This is a genomic window from Methylomonas rosea (assembly GCF_024505055.1).
Taxonomy (GTDB): domain Bacteria; phylum Pseudomonadota; class Gammaproteobacteria; order Methylococcales; family Methylomonadaceae; genus Methylomonas; species Methylomonas rosea.
The window spans coordinates 30,409-52,289 of the sequence record NZ_JANIBL010000004.1; the positions used below are offsets into that span (position 1 = coordinate 30,409).

Genomic DNA, 21,881 nt, shown 5'->3' on the forward strand with positions numbered 1-21,881 from the left:
CATGAACACCACCGCCCTACTCAGCAATCTGCAAACCCATTTCAACCTAAATCCGGATAGCGCTCGCCTATTGATCGTAGGATTGGGCGCTACCGGCTATTCGGCTGCGCAATTTTTGCAAAAGACGCCGATTAAATTCGCGGTGATCGACAGCCGGAAAAACCCGCCGCTGATTGATAATTTACGTGAACAAATGCCGGACGTGGCGGTGTTTTCCGGCGGCTTCGACCAATCCGCGCTGGATGTCGCCACGCATTTACTGGTCAGCCCTGGCGTTTCCTTACACGAAGCCGCCATCCAAAAAGCCGTGCAAGCAGGCGTCATTGTGCTGAGCGATATCGATCTATTCGCTTGTGCCACCGACAAACCGATTATCGCCATCACCGGCTCCAATGGTAAAAGCACCGTCACCACCATGCTGGGCGAAATGGCTAACGCCGCCGGCGTAAAAACCGCTATCGGCGGCAATCTAGGCACACCCGCGCTGGATTTGCTGCAACAGGACGCCGAACTCTACGTTCTGGAACTGTCCAGCTTCCAATTGGAACGCACCACGGCGTTGAACGCCAGTGTTGCCACGGTATTAAACGTCAGCCCGGACCATCTGGATCGCCACGACGGCATGGCTGGCTATGCGGCGGAAAAACAGCGCGTGTTCCGGGGCGACGGCGTAATGATTCTGAACGCCGATGACGCGATGGTTATGGCCATGCGCGATCCCACCCGACAAACATTGACTTTCTCCACCCAAACTCCAGCCGACTTTTATCTGCGTCGCGGCGAAACCGATACCTTGATGCAAGGCGAACAAGCCCTGATGGCAGCCGGCAAACTGCGCCTGGAAGGTACCCACAATATCGCCAATGCACTGGCCGCCCTGGCCCTGGGCACCGCCGCGGGCCTGAGCATCACCAAAATGTGCGATGCGCTCAGAAAATTCAAAGGCCTGCCGCACCGTATGCAAAAAGTCGCGGACAAAGGCGGCATTAATTGGGTTAACGATTCCAAAGCTACCAACATCGGTGCCTGTATCGCCGCGCTAAACGGCTACGAGCATAAAGTGATTTTGATTGCCGGCGGCGAGGCCAAAGGCGCGGATATGAGCGAACTGGTGCCGGCCGTCACCGAAAAAACCAAGGCCGTGGTGCTGATAGGCAAAGACGCGCCATTGATCGCACAGGCTTTGAATAACTGTGTGCCTGTCCATTTCGCAGGCAATATGAAAGAAGCGGTCACCATAGCAGCCAGCTTGGCCAGCGAAGGCGACAGCGTGCTGCTGTCGCCGGCCTGCGCCAGTCTGGATCAATATCGCAGCTATGTTGATCGCGGCAATAAATTCGCCGAAGCCGTGATGAGTCTGCCCTTATGTTGAAGCCAACAGCCAAGCCACGCACGCAAAACCGCTTGCACATCGACCCGGTGTTGATGTTGGCGTGCTTCAGCCTGCTGGGCATCGGTTTCATGCTGGTCACCTCGTCCTCTTTGCATTTGGGCGTAAAAATGGCCGACGACATTTCGCACTACCCGTTCAAGCAGTTGATACATATTGCGTTCGGCTTAGGCTTTTCCGCGATCATTTTGAACATACCGATGCAAAGCTGGGAAAGAATGGGACAAACCCTGTTTATCGCCGGCCTGGCCTTGCTGCTGGTGGTGTTAATTCCGGGCGTCGGCATCAAAGTCAACGGCAGCATCCGCTGGCTGTCGATTCTGGGACTACGGATCCAGGTATCGGAAGTGGTGAAATTCATCTCGGTGATTTACATGGCCGGTTACGTCACCCGCCATTCAGACCATGTGCGTCGATCCGCGTTCGGTTTGGTCAAACCGTTAATGCTATTTTCAGTGGCTTGCGTACTGCTATTGCTGGAACCTGACTTCGGCTCCGCAGTGGTGATTCTGATCATCGCGATGGGCATGATGTTTTTGGGCGGTGCCAGAATTTCCCAGTTCATTATTTTATTGGGACTGGTTGCCGGCTTGGCGGTGATATTGGTCATCGAGTCGCCATATCGATTGGCGCGGGTGACCAGCTTCATGGACCCATGGGCCGACGCCAGGGATACCGGTTTTCAGTTAACCCAGGCCTTGATTTCATTCGGTCGCGGCGAGTTTTTTGGGGTTGGCCTGGGCAACGGCCTGCAAAAGCTGTTTTATCTACCGGAAGCGCATACCGACTTTTTGTTCTCCGTACTGGGAGAAGAACTCGGCCTGCTCGGCGTATTGCTGATCATTGCGCTGTTCGCTGCCCTGGTAGTCCGTGCCTTTGCGATTGGTGAACAAGCCGAGCAAGCCGGCCTGAAATTTTCCGCGCTGGCGGCTTACGGTCTGGGTATCTGGTTTGGCTTCCAATCCTTCGTCAACATGGGCGTGAACATGGGCATGCTGCCCACCAAAGGTTTGACCCTGCCACTGATGAGTTACGGCGGCGGCAGTATGATCGTGATGTGCGGCGCAATGGCGGTATTGTTCAGGATTCACTACGAAGTGACCGAACACAATAAAAGCAATGTGAAGGGGAAACACGGATGAGCGGCCGCATCGTGATCATGGCGGGCGGCACCGGCGGACATGTATTTCCAGCGCTGGCGGTTGCGCAAGAAATGCGCGAACGTGGCTGGCAAGTCAGCTGGCTGGGTACCGAGAAAGGCCTGGAAAGCCGGGTGGTGCCTGCCAATAATATCGATATCGACTGGCTGGCGGTGGCTGGTATGCGCGGCAAAGGCCTGTTCTCCAAACTCGGTGCCGGTTTTAAATTGATTCAAGCCTGCCTGCAAGCACGACGGATATTGAAGCAGCGTCAACCCAATGTGGTATTGGGCATGGGCGGCTTTGTGGCAGGACCGGGCGGCCTGATGGCCAAATGGTTGGGCATCCCGCTGGTGATACACGAACAAAACCGAGTACCGGGCACCACGAACCGGTTGTTGGTGAAACTGGCCACCCGCAAAGTGCTGGAAGCGTTTCCGGACAGCTTCGCCAAGTCGGTAAACGCAATTTGTACCGGCAACCCGTTAAGAGATGCGTTTATCGGTCTGCCGGAAAAATCGGAATGGCATCCGCAAGCCGGCCGCAATTTAAAGATTTTGATCCTGGGCGGCAGCCAGGGCGCCAAAGTCTTAAACGACACTGTGCCTGAGGCCTTGGCCGGATTGAGTAATCTGGACGTAAAACACCAGACCGGCAGTGCCATGCAAGATGAAGTAGCCGAGCGCTACCGTAATCTGGGTCTGAACGCCGAAGCCTTGGCCTTTATCGAGGATATGGCCAGCGCCTACCAATGGGCCGACTTGATTGTCTGCCGGGCCGGCGCGATGACCGTCAGCGAAGTGGCGGCCTGCGGTTTGCCGGCGATTTTCGTGCCCTTGCTGCACGCCATCGACGATCACCAATCCGCAAACGCCAAATATTTAAGCGAAGCTGGCGCGGCAATCTTGCTGCCGCAACCTGAATTAAACGCGGAAAATCTGCGTAAAACCATAGAACAAGCCATGACATCATTAACATCCATGAGCCGGGCCGCCAAAGCCAAGGCCAGACTCGCCGCCACTCAGACCGTGGCCGATATTTGCGTTGCGGAGGCCGCCGTATGAACCGCCCCAACATCGAAAACCAGGCGCTGGGCGACATCGACAAAATCCACTTCGTCGGTGTCGGAGGCACCGGCATGAGCGGTATCGCCGAGGTGTTGTCAAACTTGGGCTATACCGTCTCCGGCTCGGATATTAGAGGCTCGGCGGTTACCGACCGTTTACAAGCCATGGGCGTCAAAGTCTATTTCGGCCATCATGCGGACAATGTCGCCGATGTCGATGTGGTCGTTACCTCCACAGCTGTTGATAGAACCAACCCGGAAATCGTCACCGCCTACGAAAATCGCATCCCTGTAATTCCGCGCGCGGAAATGCTGGCCGAACTGATGCGCTTTAGATTCGGCATCGCCGTCGCCGGCACGCACGGTAAGACCACTACCACCAGCCTAACCACGATGATGCTGGCCGAAGGCGGCCTGGATCCGACTTTCGTGATCGGCGGTCGTTTGAACAGCGCCGGCGCTAACGCCAAATTAGGTTTAGGAAAATACCTGGTCGCCGAAGCGGACGAAAGCGATGCGTCTTTCTTGTACCTGCAACCGATGATGGCGATCGTCACCAACATCGACCAAGACCACATGGAAACCTACGGCGGCAGTTACAACCGCTTGAAGGATACTTTCATCAAATTTTTGCACCAACTGCCTTTCTACGGATTGGCGGTATTGTGCAGTGACGACCCCGGCGTCTGCGAGATTCTGCCGAACATTTCCAAGCCGGTGAAAACCTACGGCGTCAATGAAGAAGCCGACGTACGGGCCATAGACATTAAACAAGACGGCTTGCGCACCCATTTCTCCGTGTTGCGTTGGGGCGGACAACCGCCGCTAAAAGTCACGCTTAATCTGCCTGGCTGGCACAACATGCTCAACGCGTTGGCCGCCACCACCATTGCCACCGCGCTGGGCGTGGACGATGCCGCCATAGTCAAAAGTCTGGCCGAATTCAAAGGCGTGGGCAGACGTTTTCAAATCAATGGCGACGTGGATTTCAACGGCGGCAAGCTGACGCTGGTCGACGATTACGGCCACCACCCGCGCGAACTGGCCGCCACCCTGGAAGCCTTGCGTCAAGCCTGGCCGAGCCGCCGTAAAGTCGTAGTGTTTCAACCGCATCGTTATACCCGCACCCGCGACCTGTTCGAAGATTTTGTCGAAGTGCTATCCAGCGTCGATGTGCTGATTTTGCTGGATGTCTATTCGGCCGGCGAAGCGCCGATTACCGGTGCGGACGGCAAAGCCTTGAGCCGCTCGATTAGAGTGCGCGGCCAGGTTGATCCGGTATTCGTGCAAAACCGTGAAGATTTGGCAACCATCCTGGCGGGTATCGTCGAAAAAGACGACGTGGTATTGACCATGGGCGCCGGCAACGTTGGCCAGATCGCCGCCGAATTGCCGCAACAATTGGCCGAGGCCTTAAAGTGATGGTGGCGAGAGGCACTTTATTAAACAACGAGCCGCTGGCGAAATACACCAGTTGGCGCGTGGGCGGTCCAGCCCAGCATTTGTATATTCCGGAAAACAAGGCCGACCTGATCGAATTTATCGCCAGCCTGCCGGCGGGCGAACCGCTGTACTGGATGGGCTTGGGCAGCAATTTGCTGGTGCGCGACGGCGGCATTCGCGGCACGGTGATTAACACCCGCGGCCGCCTGAAAGAAATGTATCTCGCCGATTCCGAGCGGGTTTATGTGGAAGCCGGCGTACCTTGCGCCCATGTTGCCCGTTTTTGTGCCGATTTAGGCCTAACCGGTGCCGAGTTTTTAGCCGGCATCCCCGGCACGATGGGCGGTGCGTTGAAAATGAATGCCGGCGCCTTTGGCGGCGAGACCTGGAGCATCGTCGAGAAAGTGGAAATGATCAACCCGCGCGGTGAAGTGATTCAGCGCGATCATCACGAATTCGAAGTGGCCTACCGTTCGGTCAAAGGTTTGGCCGATGAATGGTTCTTGTCGGCTCAACTGAAATTAAGCAAAGGCAACAGTGAAGCCAGCCAGCAACATATCAAAGCCTTGCTGGAAAAACGTAACGCCTCGCAACCGACCAATAAGCCGACTTGCGGTTCGGTATTCAAGAATCCGCCCGGCGATTACGCGGCACGCTTGATCGAAGCCTGCGGCCTAAAGGGCTTTGCGATAGGCGGCGCAGTGGTATCGGAAAAACACGCCAATTTTATCGAGAATCGCGGCAATGCCAGCTCGGAAGATATAGAAGCCTTGATCGAACATATTCAAACTCAAGTACAAACGCAATTCGGCATCAGTCTGCACACTGAGGTCTGCCGGGTAGGTGAAAAAGCATGAAGCCATTACGCATCAAAAATGCCTCCGATTTCGGCAAAGTCGCCGTCCTGCTGGGCGGCTCCGCTGCCGAGCGCGAAATATCCTTGAACAGCGGCAACGCGGTGTATCAAGCCTTGAAAGCGCAGGGCGTCGATGCGGTGGCGATAGACGTGACCGGCAGCCCGATTGAGGCTTTAGCCGATGTAAAAGTTGATAGAGTATTCAACGTAATCCACGGCCGCGGCGGTGAAGACGGCGTGTTACAAGCGGTATTGCAAGTAATGGGTTTGCCGTATACCGGTTCCGGCGTGATGGCCTCGGCATTGAGCATGGATAAATTGCGCACCAAGCTGTGCTGGCAGGGTTTGGGCTTACGCACGCCGCTCTGGTTCGTCCTGAAAAGCGCCGCTGACATTGACTCGTGTATCGCCAAACTGGGTTTTCCGGTGATTGTTAAACCGGCGCAGGAAGGCTCCAGCATTGGCATGAGCAAAGCCACTAACCGCGACGAACTGGTCGCCGCGCTGCAATTGGCCAAGCAATATCTATGCGACGTTTACGCTGAACAATGGGTGCAAGGCCAGGAATTCACCGTCGGCGTGTTGGACGGCGAGGCGTTGCCGGCTATCAGACTGGAAACGCCGAATACTTTTTACGATTTCGACGCCAAATATCGAGCGAATACCACGAAATACCATTGCCCCTGCGGCTTGAGCACAGAGCGCGAACAACAATTGCAAGCCTTGGCGGTACAAGCCTGCCAAGGCTTGGATGTGAAAGGCTGGGCGCGCGTGGATGTATTTATCGACGCTAACGGCCAATCGCAATTGATCGAAGTGAATACCGTACCGGGTATGACAGACCATAGTTTGGTGCCGATGGCAGCCAAAGCGGTGGGGATTAGTTTCGAGGAATTGGTCTGGCGCATTTTGGAAACCAGCATGGCGGGTCCAGGTGAGCCGGTTTAGATTCATCCTGATATCCGCGCTGTTGATCGGCGGCGGCTGGTGGACATGGCAGCAATTCGGCGCAAGCGCGCTGAGCAGCAAACCGATCCGCTACGTAAAGATTGAAGGCGCATTCCAATACACCAGCAAGGACAGGCTGAAAGAAGTATTGGCGCCGCAAATGAAACAAGGCTATTACCAGGCCGACATGGATGCGATTCATCAGGCGATTAAAGCGCTGCCCTTGGTGGACAAGGTCGATGTTAAGCGGGTGTGGCCGGATGCGGTACATATAAAAATTACCGAGCAAAAGCCAGTGGTGCGCTGGGGGAAATCGGCGCTGCTGAACAAACAAGGCGATTTGTTGGTGCCGGACAACATCGACGAATTTAAAAATTTACCACTGATTACCGGCCCGGACGGCCAGGAAAAGAAGCTGTTGGAGATTATGAAAGGCGTGTACATCGTGTTGAAGGATAAATCGATGCAGCTCGCCGAGTTTCACGTCAACGAACGGCGGGCGTGGCGGATCAAATTAGCCAGCGGCATGGAGATGCAGTTGGGCAGAAAGGCGCCGCTGGAAAATATGCAGCGCTTTTTAAGAACCATGGATTTATTGGGTGAGGAACAGCTAGCCATGATAGCGAGCGTGGATACCCGTTACCCGAACGGCTTTGCAGTGACCTGGAAACCGGAAGTCACCAACATCGATTGGAAAGCAATCGTGGAAAAAAACAAAAACCTGATTTAAACGTTTACCGAGCATAAACAATGGCCAAAAAGACAGATCGAAATTTATTAGTGGGGCTGGATATAGGCACGTCGAAAGTCGCTGCCATCGTCGGTGAATACCGGGGTGGCGACGAAATCGAAGTGATCGGCATCGGCACCGCACCGTCCAAGGGCCTGAAAAAAGGCATCGTGGTCAATCTGGAATCGACCGTGCATTCCATCCAACGCGCGATAGAAGAAGCCGAATTGATGGCGGGGTGCCAGATCAAATCGGTGTTTGCCGGGATTGCCGGTAGCCATATCAAAAGCCTGAATTCGCACGGCATCGTCGCGATCAAGGAAAAAGAAGTCACCCAGCACGACATCGACCGGGTGATCGATTCGGCGCGGGCGGTGGCTATTCCGGCCGATCAGAAAATCCTGCACATCTTGCCGCAGGAGTTTGTGATCGACCAGCAGGAAGGCATCAAGGAGCCGATCGGCATGTCCGGCATCCGCCTGGAAGCCAAGGTGCACATGGTTACCAGCAGCGTCAGCGCCGAACAAAACATCGTCAAATGCATACGCAAATGCGGGCTTGATGTGGACGACATCGTCTTGGAACAACTGGCTTCGTGCGCGGCGGTCTTGACCGACGACGAGAAGGACCTGGGCGTGTGCCTGATCGACATCGGCGGAGGCACCACCGATATTGCGATTTTCTCGGAAGGCGCGATCAAGCACACGGCGGTGATTCCCATCGCCGGCGATCAAGTCACCAACGACATCGCCGTGGCGCTGCGGACGCCGACCAAAAACGCGGAGGAAATCAAACGCCAATACGCTTGCGCGTTGACGCAATTGGCCGATCCGCAGCAAACCATCGCCGTGCCCAGCATCGGCGACCGCGAACCCCGCAAAATCTCCGCGCAAAATCTGGCGGAAATCGTCGAACCGCGTTACGAAGAATTGATGTTGTTGGTACAAGCAGAGTTAAGAAGAAGTGGGTATGAAGATTTAATTGCGGCCGGCATGGTAATTACCGGCGGCAGTTCGCAAGTAAGAGGATTGGTCGAGTTGGCGGAGGAAATATTCCATATGCCGGTTCGCATGGGGGTGCCGCTACATGTATCCGGATTGACCGATGTAGCGGAAAACCCGATTTATTCGACCGCGGTGGGTTTGTTGCTGTACGGCAAGGACCATCACGGCCGGGCGTTAGGCATGAACGATGATGGCGCGGATCTGTTATCAAAAATCAAAAGCTGGTTTCAAGGAAATTTTTAATTTTTTGTCTGGAGGGTGTGAAAATGAAATATGAATTATTGGATAGTAGCGGCACCGCGGTTATCAAGGTCATCGGCGTAGGTGGCGGTGGCGGCAATGCGGTTAATCACATGGTGGAAGACGGTATCGACGGCGTGCAATTTATTTGCGCCAACACCGATGCCCAAGCCCTGCGGGAAATGAGCGTAGAGTCCATCGTGCAATTGGGTGTAGAACTAACCAAAGGCTTGGGAGCAGGCACTCGTCCTGAAGTCGGCAGAGCCGCAGCGGAAGAAAATCGCGACCGCATCCGCGAAGTGATCGCCGGCGCCGACATGGTGTTCCTGACCGCCGGCATGGGCGGCGGTACCGGTACCGGCGCTATCGCTGTGTTCGCCGAAGTCGCCAAAGAACTGGGCGTACTGACCGTAGCCGTCGTATCCAAACCTTTTGATTTTGAAGGCTCCAAGAAAAAAGGCGTAGCCGATGCCGGTTTGCGCGAACTGGAAAAACTGGTCGATTCATTGATCATCATTCCAAACCAAAAATTGCTGCCGACTCTGGGCAACAATAAATCGCTGGTGGAAGCGTTCCGCGCGGCTAATGACGTGTTGCGCGACGCTGTGCAAGGTATTACCGAACTAATCACTCACCCAGGCCTGATGAACGTCGACTTTGCCGACGTGAAAACCGTGATGTCCAATATGGGCAGCGCGATCATGGGTACCGGCGTAGCCAGCGGCGAAAACCGCGCGCGTTTGGCGGCGGAAAAAGCCATAGCCTGCCCTTTGTTGGATGACAACAATCTGCAAGGTGCGCGCGGCATTCTGGTTAACGTCACTTCCAACGGCGACCTGGGCTTGAACGAGTTCGACGAAATCGGCAGCATCATGCATGCGTTCGCTTCGGAAGACGCCGACATGAAAATCGGTATGGCAGTTAATCCAGCGATGGGCCAGGAAATTAAAGTCACCGTCGTCGCCACCGGTATGGGTGAAAAAGCCAAACAAGCCGCTTCGCCAATCAGCCTGGTGAAAAAAGTTGCGGCCGGCGAGATCAATTACGATCAATTGGACAAACCCACCATCGTGCGCCAGCAAAAACAGGAATCGACTCGGGAATCTCGCTTCGGCGCGCAACCAAGAAACGATGTGGATCTGGATTACCTGGATGTACCAGCTTTCCTGAGACGCCAAGCAGACTAAGGGCCGCTTGCGGCACGTCTATGAGGCAGCTGAGCCAAGTTCGGGGGGAGCTATCGCATAATCTGTGATAGACTCCCCAGCTTTGTTTTACCTATTTGTCGGCATTTCATGATTAAACAGCGTACTTTAAAAAACACCATCAGAGCCACCGGCGTCGGTTTGCATACCGGCGATAAGGTCTATCTGACCCTGCACCCTTCCGAACCCGATACCGGCATCCGTTTTCGCCGCGTGGATTTGGAAACTCCGGTGATGATAGCCGCGCGCCCTGAAAATGTCGGCGAAACCAAGTTGTCCACGACTTTGGTCCGCGACGGCGTCAAGGTGTCCACCGTCGAACATTTGCTGTCGGCTTTGGCCGGCTTGGGCATAGACAACGCCATTGTTGACGTCAGCGCCGCCGAAGTGCCCATTATGGACGGCAGTGCCGGACCGTTTGTGTTTCTGTTGCAATCGGCTGGCGTGGTCGAGCAGGACGTACCCAAACAATACATCCGCATCAAACGCGCAATCCGCGTGGAAGACGGCGACAAATGGGCCGCATTCGAACCGTTCGACGGCTTTAAAGTCACCTTTACCATCGATTTCGAACATCCGGCGTTTTCCGAGCACTTGAAAACGGCGGTGATGGATTTCTCTTCGACTACGTTTGTGAAGGAAGTCAGCCGAGCCCGCACCTTCGGCTTTATGAAAGACATTGAATTTTTACGCGAGAATAATCTGGCGCTGGGCGGCAGTTTGGATAACGCCATTGTGGTGGACGACGATAAAGTGCTGAACGAAGACGGCCTGCGTTATGCGGACGAATTCGTGAAACACAAAATTCTCGACGCGATCGGCGACCTGTATTTGCTGGGCTACAGCCTGATCGGCGAATATCAGGGCTTCAAATCCGGCCATGCGCTGAACAACAAGTTGCTGCTAAGCCTGATGAATGACAAAGACGCCTGGGAAATGGTGACTTTCGAAAATGCCGAAGAAGCACCGATATCCTTCATGCATTCAGCACAAACATCGGCACGCGCGACGGGCTGAACCCCAACACGCATACCTTTTAAGCTGTTCCGTGGCCGATCAACTCGATCGGCCAAATTCGCGGCCAACCCTCCCTAATCTTCCCGCAAGCGTTTCGCCAAGGTGGCGCCCAAACGCGTCATCGCCGCAGCCAAAACATCCTGTTCGTCTGCCGACTTAAACTGCTGTGCAATCAAACCGACATTGTCCGCTGACGGCAAACGCGGTGTGCGTTTTGGCCTGACCGGCTCTGCTATCGGCGGCACGATGCGCACCTGCAATCGGACGATATAGGGATGCCCTGCGCCATGCAATTTGTCTACAATCGCCCGATTGAAAAAACGGATTTGCGATGCCCAGCTGGCCGAATCGCAGTACAAAAGCAGCTGCGAACCGGACGCCACGCAATGTAATGCATGCGGGGCAATATCAGAAGGCAATGCGGCTCTAACAATGGCAAGTAGAGCTTGTTGCGCGGTAATCTGCGCCAAACACAGGTTCAACTGCTTATTGTCAAAATCCAGTGCAGTCTTAAACGCATTTTTGCGATAACGAGTCATTGCAAACCCATTTGTTGACCGCCGATTTTTGGATATTCCAGAATCAGGCCCTGCTGATCGTTTCTAAGCACATGCCAGCCTTTGTCCACTATGTGCTGCTCATCCATGGCTGACAAAGGCAGGTTTTCAGGCTCGACACCGAATCGGCCCGGAAAGAAACCGACACGTATAGATCTGCTTGCGGCTTGTTGTTGTATATCGTTTATCGCATCCACTAAAGAAACATAACCGTCGCTGGCGGACATGAACGCTCGCATCTCACTACCTGCTGCCGCGCCCGTAATCGCTTCGGTCTGCCGGACCCGCCCGCCGCACTCTATACGAAACACATGCGCCCAGTTCGATACCAGATAAGCGTCGGCCTGCTTGTCACACAAGTAGGTTTTTCCGGTTGCAAACGCCTGCTCCAGCGTCGAGAAGTCGTTATCGCTGTTGCGGAAACTCTCCGAAAACACGGCATAGTTGACATGAAAAAGGACTAAACAGACAGAAATCAGCAATTTGGCAATCATCCAGCCACTGCGAACACGAGCGCGGCCATGATTCGCCATCAGCACAAACAATCCGGCCAATAAAAAGGGTGAATATTGCAGGGTATGACGCAGGTTAATCAGTTCCCCCCATTGATAGCGCGTGCGGGCAGCAACGACCACACAAGATCCCATAGCCAGATAAATCGTTGAAATAGCGAAGGCCTTTTTGCCGACAGTCGACACATTGGACCAGCGGTATTTATAAATCGCGTAGGCAGCGGCGATCAGCAAAACCCCGAAGCCAAGTAAACCGGGCAGCGACCAAGCCACATAGCGGGCACAGTCGCTGCAAGCCGTTCCATCCTTCAGCAAAGCCTCGATATAAGTGCGCAAATTCTCGACAAAACCTATCGTGCTTGGCCCCATCAAATAAGGATTCGGCGCCCCAAACATCAGTATATTTCTCAGTAACAGCGGCGCTACAACCACAGCCATACCGAACATCGCCGCAACAGCCTGTAGCAAAACCGCACGCCGTTCCCCCGCAGCGCTGCTTAACCAGCAATAACAAAAATATAAAACAATGGCGACCAACAGCGCTAAATGGGCATTTCTGATCGCATAAGCCACACCCGCGAGCAAACCGGCGAAGATAAAGCCGGATATAGACCGCGAATTAAGCGTCAAGCCAATTACAGCCACCGCTAACCATAAACCGAATACATCGGTAAGCCCCATCAGCGAGTGCTTTAGCACACCGGGGGATAACGCAGCCAGTCCGGCTAATAACAAGGCGAGGATGGGGCCGATGCTATGACGAAAACTAAAAAACAATAACCACGGCAATGTGATCGCGGAAAAATGCGCCAAACCTATCGCCGCGTCTTTCACATCGATACCAAAACTGGAAACGGCCGCCAGCACCACGGCAAAGCCGATGGGAAACAAGCGGTTCTCGACCTGATCCTGATCGCCCGGCGCCAAGCCATACGGGGTAATCAGCAAACTGCCGGATTCGAGAAAATTTCTGGCTTGTTCAATATAACTGGCACTATCCGGCGAAAACGGAAAACTTGGCGATCTGTAGTGCAAATGCACCATCACCAGTAGCGATATCGCCGATAAAATTAATAGTTGATGTAACAGTGCTCTAAGTTGCCAAGTCATAGTTGTTTGCTATCTGGGTAGAGGATCAGGAATTGGCCACCAGCCAAACGCCCTCGCAAATCAACAAAATGCCCAAGACGCGGAAAGCGGTGACTGTCTCGCCAAGCAGCATGCCGATCAGCACGGTTAAAGCAAAGCCCAAGCCCACCAGTGGATAGGCTTTACTGACATCCCATGATGCCAAAACCTTCAGCCAAACTATGGCGCCCACACCGTAAAAGGTAAAACCGGCAAACACAAATTTGTTGGTAAACACTATCCAGGGCAGACGGGGTGTCAGCGGCCCAGCCATGGCCTGTTTGACATCCAAACTGGACATACCGAGTTTCAACATGAATTGCGCGGCGACAGACAGTACGATGCTAAAAATGGCGATCAGTAGAATTTGCATGAGTTATTCCCAAGGTAAAAAATGAGCGGCAAGCGTGGCAAATAACATCAACAGAACTGTCATTCGGCTACCGAAGTCGCGAACCGCAAACACCAGCGGGTCATCGTGCATTTCCCCGCGAGCGGTTTTTATCCACAGGCGCGCCAACCAGTAAATCAGGCCTATCGCCACCAACCACAATAGTTGCGGATTTAAGTACCGCGCCTGCGTGTCTGCCGAGGTGATAAACAAACCAAACACCACCACGGCGCACAACGCGGAACTGACGCCTAAAGGCCACAGCACTACCAGATCCACTGCCCGGTAATCGCGGCCATGCGTGGTTTCCCGGCCTTTTTGTTGCAGAGCGACCAATTCGGAACAACGTTTGACTAAAGCCAGACTGAAAAAGATAAACACCGAAAACGCCAACAACCAGGAACTGGTCGCTACCGCCGCCGCCACGGAGCCGGCAATAATCCTCAGCGTATACAACAGCGACAGCACCATCACGTCGATCAAGACATAGGACTTCAACAGCCATGTATAAGTGGTAGTGACGAATAGATACAGCAGCAACATGCCCAAAAAGGTCTGCGATACGTTCAGCGCTAAAACCAGGCCGGCCAGTAACAGTGCGCAAGCGCCTGCCAAGCCTTTCAAAATGGGTAATTCGGCGCTGGCAAACGGCCTGAATTTCTTGCGTGGATGATTGCGGTCGCTGTCCAGATCCCACAAATCGTTACCCATATACGTGGCGGAAGCGGCCAAGGAAAACCCGAAAAAGCCCAGCACAACCGTCCCCAGCTTATCCAAATCGTCAAACGAAAAGGCTGTTAACAGCGGTACGAATATCAACAGATTCTTCATCCATTGATGAACCCGCAACGCGCGCAACCACAAGCGAAATTGATTAACGCCGGCAGTAAACTCATGTTCTATCGGGGTATTGGCCCGCACTGTTTTAGCGACGGACTTTGAGGTGTTGACCAGTATCGCCGCCTGCGCGGCCTGCCAAATCGGCAAATCGGCTTTGCTGTCGCCGACGTAGGCAAAGTTAGGCCCCACGGCCTGGCGGATGGCATCCAGCTTGTTGACGCCTTTTAGGTTATGGTTTTCATCGCTGCCCAGCACCTTATCGAACAAATCCAGATGCTTAGCAACCGCATCGGCAATATCGGTATGCGCCGCAGTAGCCAGCACCAACTGTCTGCCCCGGCGTTTTTCCGCGCGCAGATACTCAAGCAAATCGGTTCGATAAGGCAAACTCTCAACATCTAGGGACGATGCTTGTGCCACGCGATCTTTAAAAACCGCCCGCCCCTTCAACAACCAAATCGGCAATTTAAATACCACCAGCGGCTGACGTTTGCAGACCTGTAATACCGATTCGACCAGGGTATCGGTGGGTGTCAGCGTGCCATCCAAGTCAACGACAAGCGCGGTTAGCGAAGTTTCTGTCATGTTATTTTTCTATAAGGCAATTAATGCAACGCTGAAAAGTCGAAAATACCTGGGCTATCAAACACATTGTAATGTAACAGCAATTGCGCAAGCTACGTTTAACTGGGTCCGCGCGGTAACACACAACCATCCTTCGACCACGTCCCACTTAATCCCCAGAAAAATCCAAGTACAAATCCCTGCCGTATTTTTCTCGTTGAGTCTGTCTGAGAGCCTGTTACTATCAACGAAAATACAGTCCTGGCCAGCGGATTATCCGAATCAACAATGACAATATTGTGGAGGTTTTAATGACAAACTTATCGATCAAAACATTTATAGCGCTATTTCTGGCGAGTCAAAGCATAGCCTATGCCGCCGATCTCACGCGCGCCCAAGTCGAGCAAATGCTGACCAAAGCGGACAAGCAGCATCCCACCGACCTGCGCCGCAAGGATCTGACCGACCTGGACCTGTCCAATCTGGATTTTCGCAACGCCGATTTGTGGGGTGCCGATTTAAGGCGCTCCAATCTGAATAAAAGCAATCTGCAAGGCCTGACACTGGATTTAACGGTGATGACCAATATCAAGCTCAGCGCCGCTAATCTATCCAACACCAGCATCTTCGGCGTCAGCCTGATGCACGCTGACCTCAGCAATGCCGACATGAGCGGCAGCCGGGTGGTAGCGATCATGGACGGTGCCAATCTAAGCCATGCCAATCTCAGCAACGTACAGTGGGCGGCCGACATGAAAAACCAGTCAATGGGTTTGATGCGCGCCAGCTTGAAAGGCGCCAATTTGACCGGCGCCAACCTCAGCAACGCCCAACTGGGCCGGGCGATGCTGAAACACGCCAAACTGAATAATGCCAATCTGCAAAACGCCGATCTTTATTCCGCTGAAATGGATGGCGCTAACCTTACCGGCGCCAATCTGACCAATGCCAATTTCTCGCAAGCCAAATTGCACGATGCAATTTTCACCGAAGCAGTGACTACCGGCACCCGCTTTGACGGCGCCCAAAACCTGCCCGATTCAGTAAAGCCGGCCCCTTCCAAATAATCGAGACCAATTCATGCAAATCCCCAAGCAATTACTGCAACGTAAATCCGTCGAAGCCTTGACCGATGTTCAACACGGCTTAAAACAAACTCTCACCGCCAAGGACTTGACCATCCTGGGCATAGGCGCGGTGATCGGCGCCGGCATCTTCGTCCTAACCGGGATCGCCGCCGCAAAATACGCCGGTCCAGCCATTGTGGTGTCGTTTATCTTGGCGGGCATCGCCTGCGGCCTGGCGGCGATGTGTTACAGCGAACTGGCCGCGATGATCCCGGTATCCGGCAGCGCTTACAGCTATGCCTATGCGACGATGGGCGAATTGATGGCCTGGATTATCGGTTGGGATTTGATATTGGAATACGCCCTGGCCAGCAGCACGGTGGCGATAGGCTGGGCCGGTTATCTGACCAGCTTTCTGGAAAATCTGGGGATACATTTACCCACCTATCTCACCACGACTTACTTGGCTAATCCGGCAGCCGGCTTCATTAATTTACCCGCCGTGACCATCATTTTGTTACTGACCAGCCTACTCGTAATCGGCATCCGCCAGTCGGCGATCTTCAATTTCGTCATGGTCTTGATCAAACTGTCGGTAATCGTGGTGTTCATCGTCGCCAGCTCCGGACACATCCAAACCGAAAACTGGGCTGACTTCACCCCCTTTGGTTTCGGCGGCGTATTGACCGGCGCCGGGGTAATTTTCTTTGCCTATATCGGTTTCGATGCGGTATCCACTGCCGCCCAGGAAGCCATCAACCCGCAACGCGACGTACCCATCGGCATCATCGCCTCGCTGGCCGTCTGCACCCTGCTCTACATTCTGGTGGCCGGCGTGTTGACCGGCATCATCCCTTACACCGAATTGAACGTCCCTGCGCCGATTGCCCTGGCGGTCGATCACGTCGGCATGAGTTGGCTCTCGCCCATCATTAAAATCGCCGCCATCGCTGGTCTAACCTCGGTAATGCTGGTATTGCTGATGGGCCAAAGCCGGATTTTCTTCTCAATGGCGAAAGATCAGCTCCTCCCGCCATTATTCGCGCAAGTCCACCCCAAATATCAAACCCCGCATTTATCCACCATCCTGGTCGGCGTAGCCGTGTCTCTACTAGCCGGCTTCATGCCCATCGAAAAGCTCGGCGAATTGGTCAGTATCGGTACCTTGTTTGCGTTTGTGTTGGTGTGCGGCGGCGTCTGGATTCTGCGCAACAGCCACCCGGAAATGGAACGCCATTTCAAATGCCCGGCCGTACCGTACGTGCCGATTGGCGGGATTTTGGTGTGTTTGAGTTTAATGGCGGGTTTGCCGATTGATACCTGGATTAGGTTATTTGTTTGGTTGTTGCTTGGGTTTTTGATTTATTTTGGGTATGGGGTGAAGCATAGTCAGCTGCGGTCTTCTTGATGTTTGAATGGCGTCATGCTCGCCGGGATACGGGTACCAGGGCCATGGATGGCGGGCTTAAATCTCCAAACAAATGTGTCGCTGGTGCGACGGCTGGTTTTAATGTCGGGCCTCGGCCCGACAGCCGAGATACTTTCGCTACGAAAACCATCCCAGGTTTTCGCCCTGGAGCCAGCCTATCGGATGTTCAAATTCGCTCCCGGCGAATTTGTGCGTGGCCAAAAGAAAGTATCCAAAGAAAAGACCACCCGGACGCCGCTCATTCCCTGCGTTCCTCGCTTTTGAACGGGGTAACGCTGTCCATTGACAGGTATCGCTTGGCTTTGTACTGTGCCCGCATCGTAGCACTTATAAGTAATCCTGCTGAATACTAACCGCCATATGAAATTAAAAAACCTGCAAATTACTAATTTTCGTTGCTTCGCATCTTTATCCATTGATCTGGATAAACAGTTAACCGTACTTGTGGCAAAGAACGGGCAAGGTAAATCATCGGTTCTCGATGCAATCCGAATAGGTCTGTGGCCTTTTGTCAGGGGATTCGATTTAGCCCGAAATCCAGCGAGTGATACGGGAAACAATATAAGTGTTGATGATGTACGAATACTAAAAATGCGTGATAGACAACTCGCGCGTCAACTCCCTTGTTCCATCGCTTTAAAAGGAGACTGGAATATTAATTTAGTCGGCTTTGAAAGATTCTCTAAAACATGGGAATGGGCGCGTATAAGGGAGAGTGAGGCAAAAGGCACAAAAACTAAAGATAAACTTGCTTCTAAACTAATCAAAATTTTGGCATCAATTGCGCAAGCTCAAGTTAGAAACCCAGAAAGCCCAGATACTGATTTGCCAATTTTAGGCTATTACGGAACTGGACGGCTTTGGAGTCAAAAACGTTTAACAGAAGCTAAATCCGCAAAAAAGAACAAACAAAACGCGGATTCTTATATGCGTCTATTCGCCTATCGTGATTGTCTCGATCCCTCTTCTTCATATAAACATTTTGCCGAATGGTTTGCCTGGATTTTTGAAAGCTATCGGGAAGATCAGATTATGCTAGCTGAAAAGGGATTTTCGCCTGAAGCCGACTCCTTATGGAAGAACACAATACAGGTAATCCAACAAGCCATCGACAGTGTTTTATTAGATACAGGTTGGTATAAGTTGGAATATAGCATTAGCCACGAAAAATCATTAGTTTTGAATCATGAGCAACATGGCATTTTAAAAGTTGAGTTACTCAGTGATGGTATCCGTGGCGTATTGGCAATGGTCGGAGATATTGCTTATCGCTGCATCAAGCTTAATCCTCACTTAGGCTTACACGCTATAAAAGAAACCTATGGTATTGTGATGATCGATGAAGTGGATATGCATTTGCATCCAGCATGGCAACAAACTATTTTGGGCAGTTTAACTATGGCTTTTCCGAAAATTCAGTTTATTGTTACAACGCATAGCCCTCAAGTTATTTCGACAGTACCTAGCCATCAAATTCGTATATTGGACGGTAATAATGTTTATTCTGCAGAAGCAGGTACTCAGGGAGCCGAGGCATCACGTATTCTCAAACGTATTTTTGGAGTCGACCCACGCCCGAAAAACGATCCAAATACAAAGTTATTAACCGAATATTTAGATTTAGTGTATGCCGACAAATGGAAAGATGAAGAGGCTATCACAATGCGTACTAAACTTGATGCTATTTATCAGGGCAATGAGCCTGAGCTCACAAAAGCTGATCTTTACATTGAAAATCGCCAATGGGAGCAAGAGATTGAAGAAAGTCAATAAATCATTTCCTCCAAACAATTTAACTGAATTTGCGATACAACAACCACATTCAAATTGGGAGGAGTTCCGTAATATAAATCTCAGCGAAGATTACAAAACTATTAAGGCTTTAATTTTTAGCGACCAAGGTGGTTTATGTGCTTTTTGTGAGGAGAAACCAAAAGAAGCTTATAAACAAAGGATCGAACATTTTCATCCAAAATCGGACAATACCAGTCAAAACCATAACTGGAATTTGGACTGGAATAATGTAATAGGAGTGTGTCTTGGCGGGTCGGATATTAGCCTAAGCGCACACCCTTTACCAGAAAATCTAAGCTGCGATGCGCACAAGGACCGTTTAATAAATAAAGGAATATTACCGACATCATGTGAGGGTCATCTATTAAATCCTCTGTATATACCTACAGTTCCCTGCTTATTTGATCTGGATAAACGTACGGGGGAGTTAAAAGCAAAAAAGGATTACGAACAACTCCACATTGAACACAACCATTACGACACAATAGAAGAGTTGATTGAAAAAACCATTGAATATCTGAATCTTAATTGTGATCGTCTGAATCAACAACGCTTAGCTGTACTAAATCAATATAACCTAGCATTAAAAAAAGCCCGCGTACGTCAAGATGTAAATTTCTTACCTAAACTTGCCGAACACTGGTTTCGAACAAAATGGCCAAGCTTTTTTACAACTCGTCGAATCCTATTAAGCCACTACGCCGAAAAACACTTAACTATCCAGAATTACAACGGATAACCAGAAACGTAGACAGGGAACAATGCGAAGTTCAAGGCCGTAAATGTAATTTTCAGGTCGCCAATAAGCGGAATCCGGGATAATTGAAGCCTTCAATTATTCGATTTCGTTACACTCCATCGAGACTACGCTTTTTACACGCCAACCAACTTCTAATTTCGGGATGGTTTTCTCCCGTATGCCGCGCCGAGCACCGGAGCTTTTATCGAGAACAGCCCGAAGGGGCGCCGCATGGATGCGGTGCGTCGGCGGAGGGGCTGGGAAGCCCCTTCTGCCGACCCTCGATAAAAGCTTCGGCGCGCAGGATCAAAGCGGCATCCGGGCCGCCTTTTCTTTGGGTACTTTCTTTTGGCGGAGCAAAAGAAAGTACCTCGGCTGTCGGGCCGAGACCCGACATTAAAACCAGCCGTCGCGCCAGCGACACCTTCCAAGAAAGAAAATGAGGCAAGGTTTTGATTCTCCTCACCCAAACCCTCTCCAGCAAGAGAGGGAAAGTATTACCTTCCGATCGCGTAATACTGCAACCCAAACTGTTTCACCAACCTAGGCTCATACATATTCCGCCCATCGAATATCACCTTGTCTTTCAACAAACGACCCAAGTCATCGAAATCCGGGCTGCGGAACTGTTTCCATTCGGTGACGATGATCAACGCATCCACATCGCTTAAGGTATCCGCCTGTTTCGCGCAATACACCAATCCGGCTTTATCGCCGTAGATACGGTGCGCTTCTTCCATCGCTTCCGGGTCGTAGGCTCGTACTGTCGCGCCGGCATCGATCAAGGCTTCCAACAATACCCGGCTGGGAGCTTCGCGCATGTCGTCGGTATTGGGCTTGAAGGCCAGGCCCCACAACGCAAAGGTTTTGCCTTTCACGCCGCTTGGGTAATGCGTGGAGACTTTTTCGAACAAGCGGTGTTTTTGCCGATCGTTGACGTTTTCCACCGCACTGAGTAATTCAGCTTGATAGCCGTAGTCGCGGGCGGTGCGTTCCAGGGCTTTGACGTCTTTTGGAAAACAGGAGCCACCGTAGCCGCAGCCGGGATAGATAAAGCTGTAGCCGATGCGGCTGTCGGAACCGATGCCGTGGCGGACGTTTTCAATATCTGCACCCAATCGTTCCGCTAGGTTGGCCAACTCGTTCATGAAGCTGATTTTGGTAGCCAGCATGGCGTTGGCGGCGTATTTGGTTAGCTCGGCGGAACGAATGTCCATCGTGATCACCCGTTCCCGACTACGGTTGAACGGCGCGTAAAGCGCTTTCAACAATTCGGCGGTTCTGGGGTTATCGGTTCCGATGATGATCCGGTCCGGTTTCATAAAATCGTCAAGCGCCGAACCTTCCTTCAAAAACTCCGGATTGGAGACGACGTCAAACTCCAATTCCTGACTGCGCTCGGCCAATACATCTTTGATGGCCTGTTTGACTTTATCGGCGGTGCCGACCGGCACGGTGGATTTATCGACGACGATTTTGTAATCGCTCATGTGTTCGGCGATGCTTTTCGCCACCGCCAACACATATTTCAAATCGGCCGAACCGTCTTCGTCCGGCGGCGTACCCACCGCGATAAATTGAAACAAACCGAAGTCCACGGCTTCTTTCACGTCGGTAGTAAAGCTCAAGCGACCGGCGGCGACGTTGTCCTTAACCATCTCGTCCAAACCCGGCTCGTAGATTGGAATGACGCCTTGCTTGAGTTGGTCGATTTTGCGTTGATCGACATCCATGCACAGCACTTGATTACCCACTTCTGCCAGACAGGCACCCGTCACCAAACCTACATATCCACTGCCAAACACCGTAATTTTCATCGTTA

Annotated in this window: 19 protein-coding genes; 14 read left to right on the plus strand and 5 right to left on the minus strand. The window is 52.4% G+C overall.

Annotated features, from left to right (window positions below):
- Position 1 precedes the first annotated feature (1 nt).
- The 10 genes from murD to lpxC all read left to right on the plus strand — a co-directional run bounded on the left by murD (position 2) and on the right by lpxC (position 11,038).
- Positions 2 to 1,372, plus strand: coding sequence for a UDP-N-acetylmuramoyl-L-alanine--D-glutamate ligase (murD, locus tag NP589_RS02190; protein WP_256605479.1), 1,371 nt, complete (start codon positions 2 to 4; stop codon positions 1,370 to 1,372).
- Positions 1,366 to 2,532, plus strand: coding sequence for a putative lipid II flippase FtsW (gene ftsW, locus NP589_RS02195; RefSeq protein WP_256605480.1), 1,167 nt, complete (start codon positions 1,366 to 1,368; stop codon positions 2,530 to 2,532). Before murD ends, ftsW begins: the two co-directional genes overlap by 7 nt.
- Positions 2,529 to 3,593, plus strand: a complete 1,065-nt coding sequence (gene murG / locus NP589_RS02200) for an undecaprenyldiphospho-muramoylpentapeptide beta-N-acetylglucosaminyltransferase (protein WP_256605481.1) — start codon at positions 2,529 to 2,531, stop codon at positions 3,591 to 3,593. The genes ftsW and murG overlap by 4 nt, the downstream gene beginning before the upstream one ends.
- Positions 3,590 to 5,017 carry a UDP-N-acetylmuramate--L-alanine ligase gene (murC, locus tag NP589_RS02205; RefSeq protein ID WP_256605482.1) on the plus strand — a complete coding sequence of 476 codons (1,428 nt, stop codon included), beginning with the start codon at positions 3,590 to 3,592 and terminating at the stop codon, positions 5,015 to 5,017. The genes murG and murC overlap by 4 nt, the downstream gene beginning before the upstream one ends.
- Entirely contained in the window at positions 5,017 to 5,895 is an 879-nt protein-coding gene (gene murB, locus NP589_RS02210) for a UDP-N-acetylmuramate dehydrogenase (protein WP_256605544.1), read from the plus strand. The genes murC and murB overlap by 1 nt, the downstream gene beginning before the upstream one ends.
- Positions 5,892 to 6,842 (plus strand): D-alanine--D-alanine ligase, encoded by a 951-nt coding sequence (locus tag NP589_RS02215; protein ID WP_256605483.1) that lies wholly within the window; start codon positions 5,892 to 5,894, stop codon positions 6,840 to 6,842. Before murB ends, NP589_RS02215 begins: the two co-directional genes overlap by 4 nt.
- Positions 6,829 to 7,572: a cell division protein FtsQ/DivIB gene (locus NP589_RS02220; protein ID WP_256605484.1), complete on the plus strand. Its 744-nt coding sequence runs from the start codon at positions 6,829 to 6,831 to the stop codon at positions 7,570 to 7,572. The genes NP589_RS02215 and NP589_RS02220 overlap by 14 nt, the downstream gene beginning before the upstream one ends.
- Positions 7,573 to 7,592: 20 nt before the next feature.
- A complete protein-coding gene (gene ftsA / locus NP589_RS02225; RefSeq protein ID WP_020483769.1) occupies positions 7,593 to 8,819 on the plus strand; it encodes a cell division protein FtsA in 1,227 nt (408 codons plus the stop codon).
- A gap of 23 nt (positions 8,820 to 8,842) precedes the next feature.
- Positions 8,843 to 10,003: a cell division protein FtsZ gene (gene ftsZ / locus NP589_RS02230; protein ID WP_036278068.1), complete on the plus strand. Its 1,161-nt coding sequence runs from the start codon at positions 8,843 to 8,845 to the stop codon at positions 10,001 to 10,003.
- A 108-nt stretch (positions 10,004 to 10,111) separates the two neighbouring features.
- Positions 10,112 to 11,038: a UDP-3-O-acyl-N-acetylglucosamine deacetylase gene (lpxC, locus tag NP589_RS02235; protein ID WP_026602972.1), complete on the plus strand. Its 927-nt coding sequence runs from the start codon at positions 10,112 to 10,114 to the stop codon at positions 11,036 to 11,038.
- A 74-nt stretch (positions 11,039 to 11,112) separates the two neighbouring features.
- Here the strand turns inward: lpxC and NP589_RS02240 are convergent, their stop codons facing one another.
- Genes NP589_RS02240 through NP589_RS02255 form a run of 4 tightly spaced genes read right to left on the minus strand, consistent with a single transcriptional unit; the run spans position 11,113 to position 15,051 of the window.
- Entirely contained in the window at positions 11,113 to 11,577 is a 465-nt protein-coding gene (locus NP589_RS02240; protein ID WP_256605485.1) for a DciA family protein, read from the minus strand.
- The gene (locus NP589_RS02245; RefSeq protein WP_256605486.1) at positions 11,574 to 13,217 is read right to left on the minus strand and encodes a hypothetical protein; all 1,644 of its coding nucleotides are present in this window, start codon (positions 13,215 to 13,217) and stop codon (positions 11,574 to 11,576) included. Before NP589_RS02245 ends, NP589_RS02240 begins: the two co-directional genes overlap by 4 nt.
- A gap of 25 nt (positions 13,218 to 13,242) precedes the next feature.
- Entirely contained in the window at positions 13,243 to 13,608 is a 366-nt protein-coding gene (locus NP589_RS02250) for a DMT family transporter (RefSeq protein ID WP_256605487.1), read from the minus strand.
- A gap of 3 nt (positions 13,609 to 13,611) precedes the next feature.
- On the minus strand, positions 13,612 to 15,051 hold the full coding sequence (locus tag NP589_RS02255; protein ID WP_256605488.1) for a UbiA family prenyltransferase: 1,440 nt from the start codon (positions 15,049 to 15,051) through the stop codon (positions 13,612 to 13,614).
- A gap of 290 nt (positions 15,052 to 15,341) precedes the next feature.
- Here NP589_RS02255 and NP589_RS02260 point away from each other — a divergent pair, with 290 nt between their 5' ends.
- The 4 genes from NP589_RS02260 to NP589_RS02275 all read left to right on the plus strand — a co-directional run bounded on the left by NP589_RS02260 (position 15,342) and on the right by NP589_RS02275 (position 20,059).
- Positions 15,342 to 16,097: a pentapeptide repeat-containing protein gene (locus NP589_RS02260; protein ID WP_256605489.1), complete on the plus strand. Its 756-nt coding sequence runs from the start codon at positions 15,342 to 15,344 to the stop codon at positions 16,095 to 16,097.
- Between the two features lie 13 nt (positions 16,098 to 16,110).
- The gene (locus NP589_RS02265; RefSeq protein ID WP_256605490.1) at positions 16,111 to 17,505 is read left to right on the plus strand and encodes an amino acid permease; all 1,395 of its coding nucleotides are present in this window, start codon (positions 16,111 to 16,113) and stop codon (positions 17,503 to 17,505) included.
- Between the two features lie 381 nt (positions 17,506 to 17,886).
- A complete protein-coding gene (locus tag NP589_RS02270) occupies positions 17,887 to 19,299 on the plus strand; it encodes an AAA family ATPase (protein WP_256605491.1) in 1,413 nt (470 codons plus the stop codon).
- On the plus strand, positions 19,283 to 20,059 hold the full coding sequence (locus tag NP589_RS02275) for a retron system putative HNH endonuclease (protein WP_256605492.1): 777 nt from the start codon (positions 19,283 to 19,285) through the stop codon (positions 20,057 to 20,059). The genes NP589_RS02270 and NP589_RS02275 overlap by 17 nt, the downstream gene beginning before the upstream one ends.
- A gap of 497 nt (positions 20,060 to 20,556) precedes the next feature.
- On the opposite strand, the gene NP589_RS02280 is transcribed toward NP589_RS02275, so the two are convergent.
- Positions 20,557 to 21,876, minus strand: coding sequence for a UDP-glucose dehydrogenase family protein (locus tag NP589_RS02280; protein ID WP_256605493.1), 1,320 nt, complete (start codon positions 21,874 to 21,876; stop codon positions 20,557 to 20,559).
- Between the last annotated feature and the right edge of the window lie 5 nt (positions 21,877 to 21,881).

Bases quoted from the DNA above. Each gene is read 5' to 3' on its own strand.
- murD (WP_256605479.1), top strand. From the start codon at position 2: ATGAACACCACCGCCCTACTCAGCAATCTGCAAACCCATTTCAACCTA.
- ftsW (WP_256605480.1), top strand. From the start codon at position 1,366: ATGTTGAAGCCAACAGCCAAGCCACGCACGCAAAACCGCTTGCACATC.
- murG (WP_256605481.1), top strand. From the start codon at position 2,529: ATGAGCGGCCGCATCGTGATCATGGCGGGCGGCACCGGCGGACATGTA.
- murC (WP_256605482.1), top strand. From the start codon at position 3,590: ATGAACCGCCCCAACATCGAAAACCAGGCGCTGGGCGACATCGACAAA.
- murB (WP_256605544.1), top strand. From the start codon at position 5,017: ATGGTGGCGAGAGGCACTTTATTAAACAACGAGCCGCTGGCGAAATAC.
- NP589_RS02215 (WP_256605483.1), top strand. From the start codon at position 5,892: ATGAAGCCATTACGCATCAAAAATGCCTCCGATTTCGGCAAAGTCGCC.
- ftsA (WP_020483769.1), top strand. From the start codon at position 7,593: ATGGCCAAAAAGACAGATCGAAATTTATTAGTGGGGCTGGATATAGGC.
- ftsZ (WP_036278068.1), top strand. From the start codon at position 8,843: ATGAAATATGAATTATTGGATAGTAGCGGCACCGCGGTTATCAAGGTC.
- lpxC (WP_026602972.1), top strand. From the start codon at position 10,112: ATGATTAAACAGCGTACTTTAAAAAACACCATCAGAGCCACCGGCGTC.
- NP589_RS02240 (WP_256605485.1), bottom strand. From the start codon at position 11,577: ATGACTCGTTATCGCAAAAATGCGTTTAAGACTGCACTGGATTTTGAC.
- NP589_RS02245 (WP_256605486.1), bottom strand. From the start codon at position 13,217: ATGACTTGGCAACTTAGAGCACTGTTACATCAACTATTAATTTTATCG.
- NP589_RS02250 (WP_256605487.1), bottom strand. From the start codon at position 13,608: ATGCAAATTCTACTGATCGCCATTTTTAGCATCGTACTGTCTGTCGCC.
- NP589_RS02255 (WP_256605488.1), bottom strand. From the start codon at position 15,051: ATGACAGAAACTTCGCTAACCGCGCTTGTCGTTGACTTGGATGGCACG.
- NP589_RS02260 (WP_256605489.1), top strand. From the start codon at position 15,342: ATGACAAACTTATCGATCAAAACATTTATAGCGCTATTTCTGGCGAGT.
- NP589_RS02265 (WP_256605490.1), top strand. From the start codon at position 16,111: ATGCAAATCCCCAAGCAATTACTGCAACGTAAATCCGTCGAAGCCTTG.
- NP589_RS02270 (WP_256605491.1), top strand. From the start codon at position 17,887: ATGAAATTAAAAAACCTGCAAATTACTAATTTTCGTTGCTTCGCATCT.
- NP589_RS02280 (WP_256605493.1), bottom strand. From the start codon at position 21,876: ATGAAAATTACGGTGTTTGGCAGTGGATATGTAGGTTTGGTGACGGGT.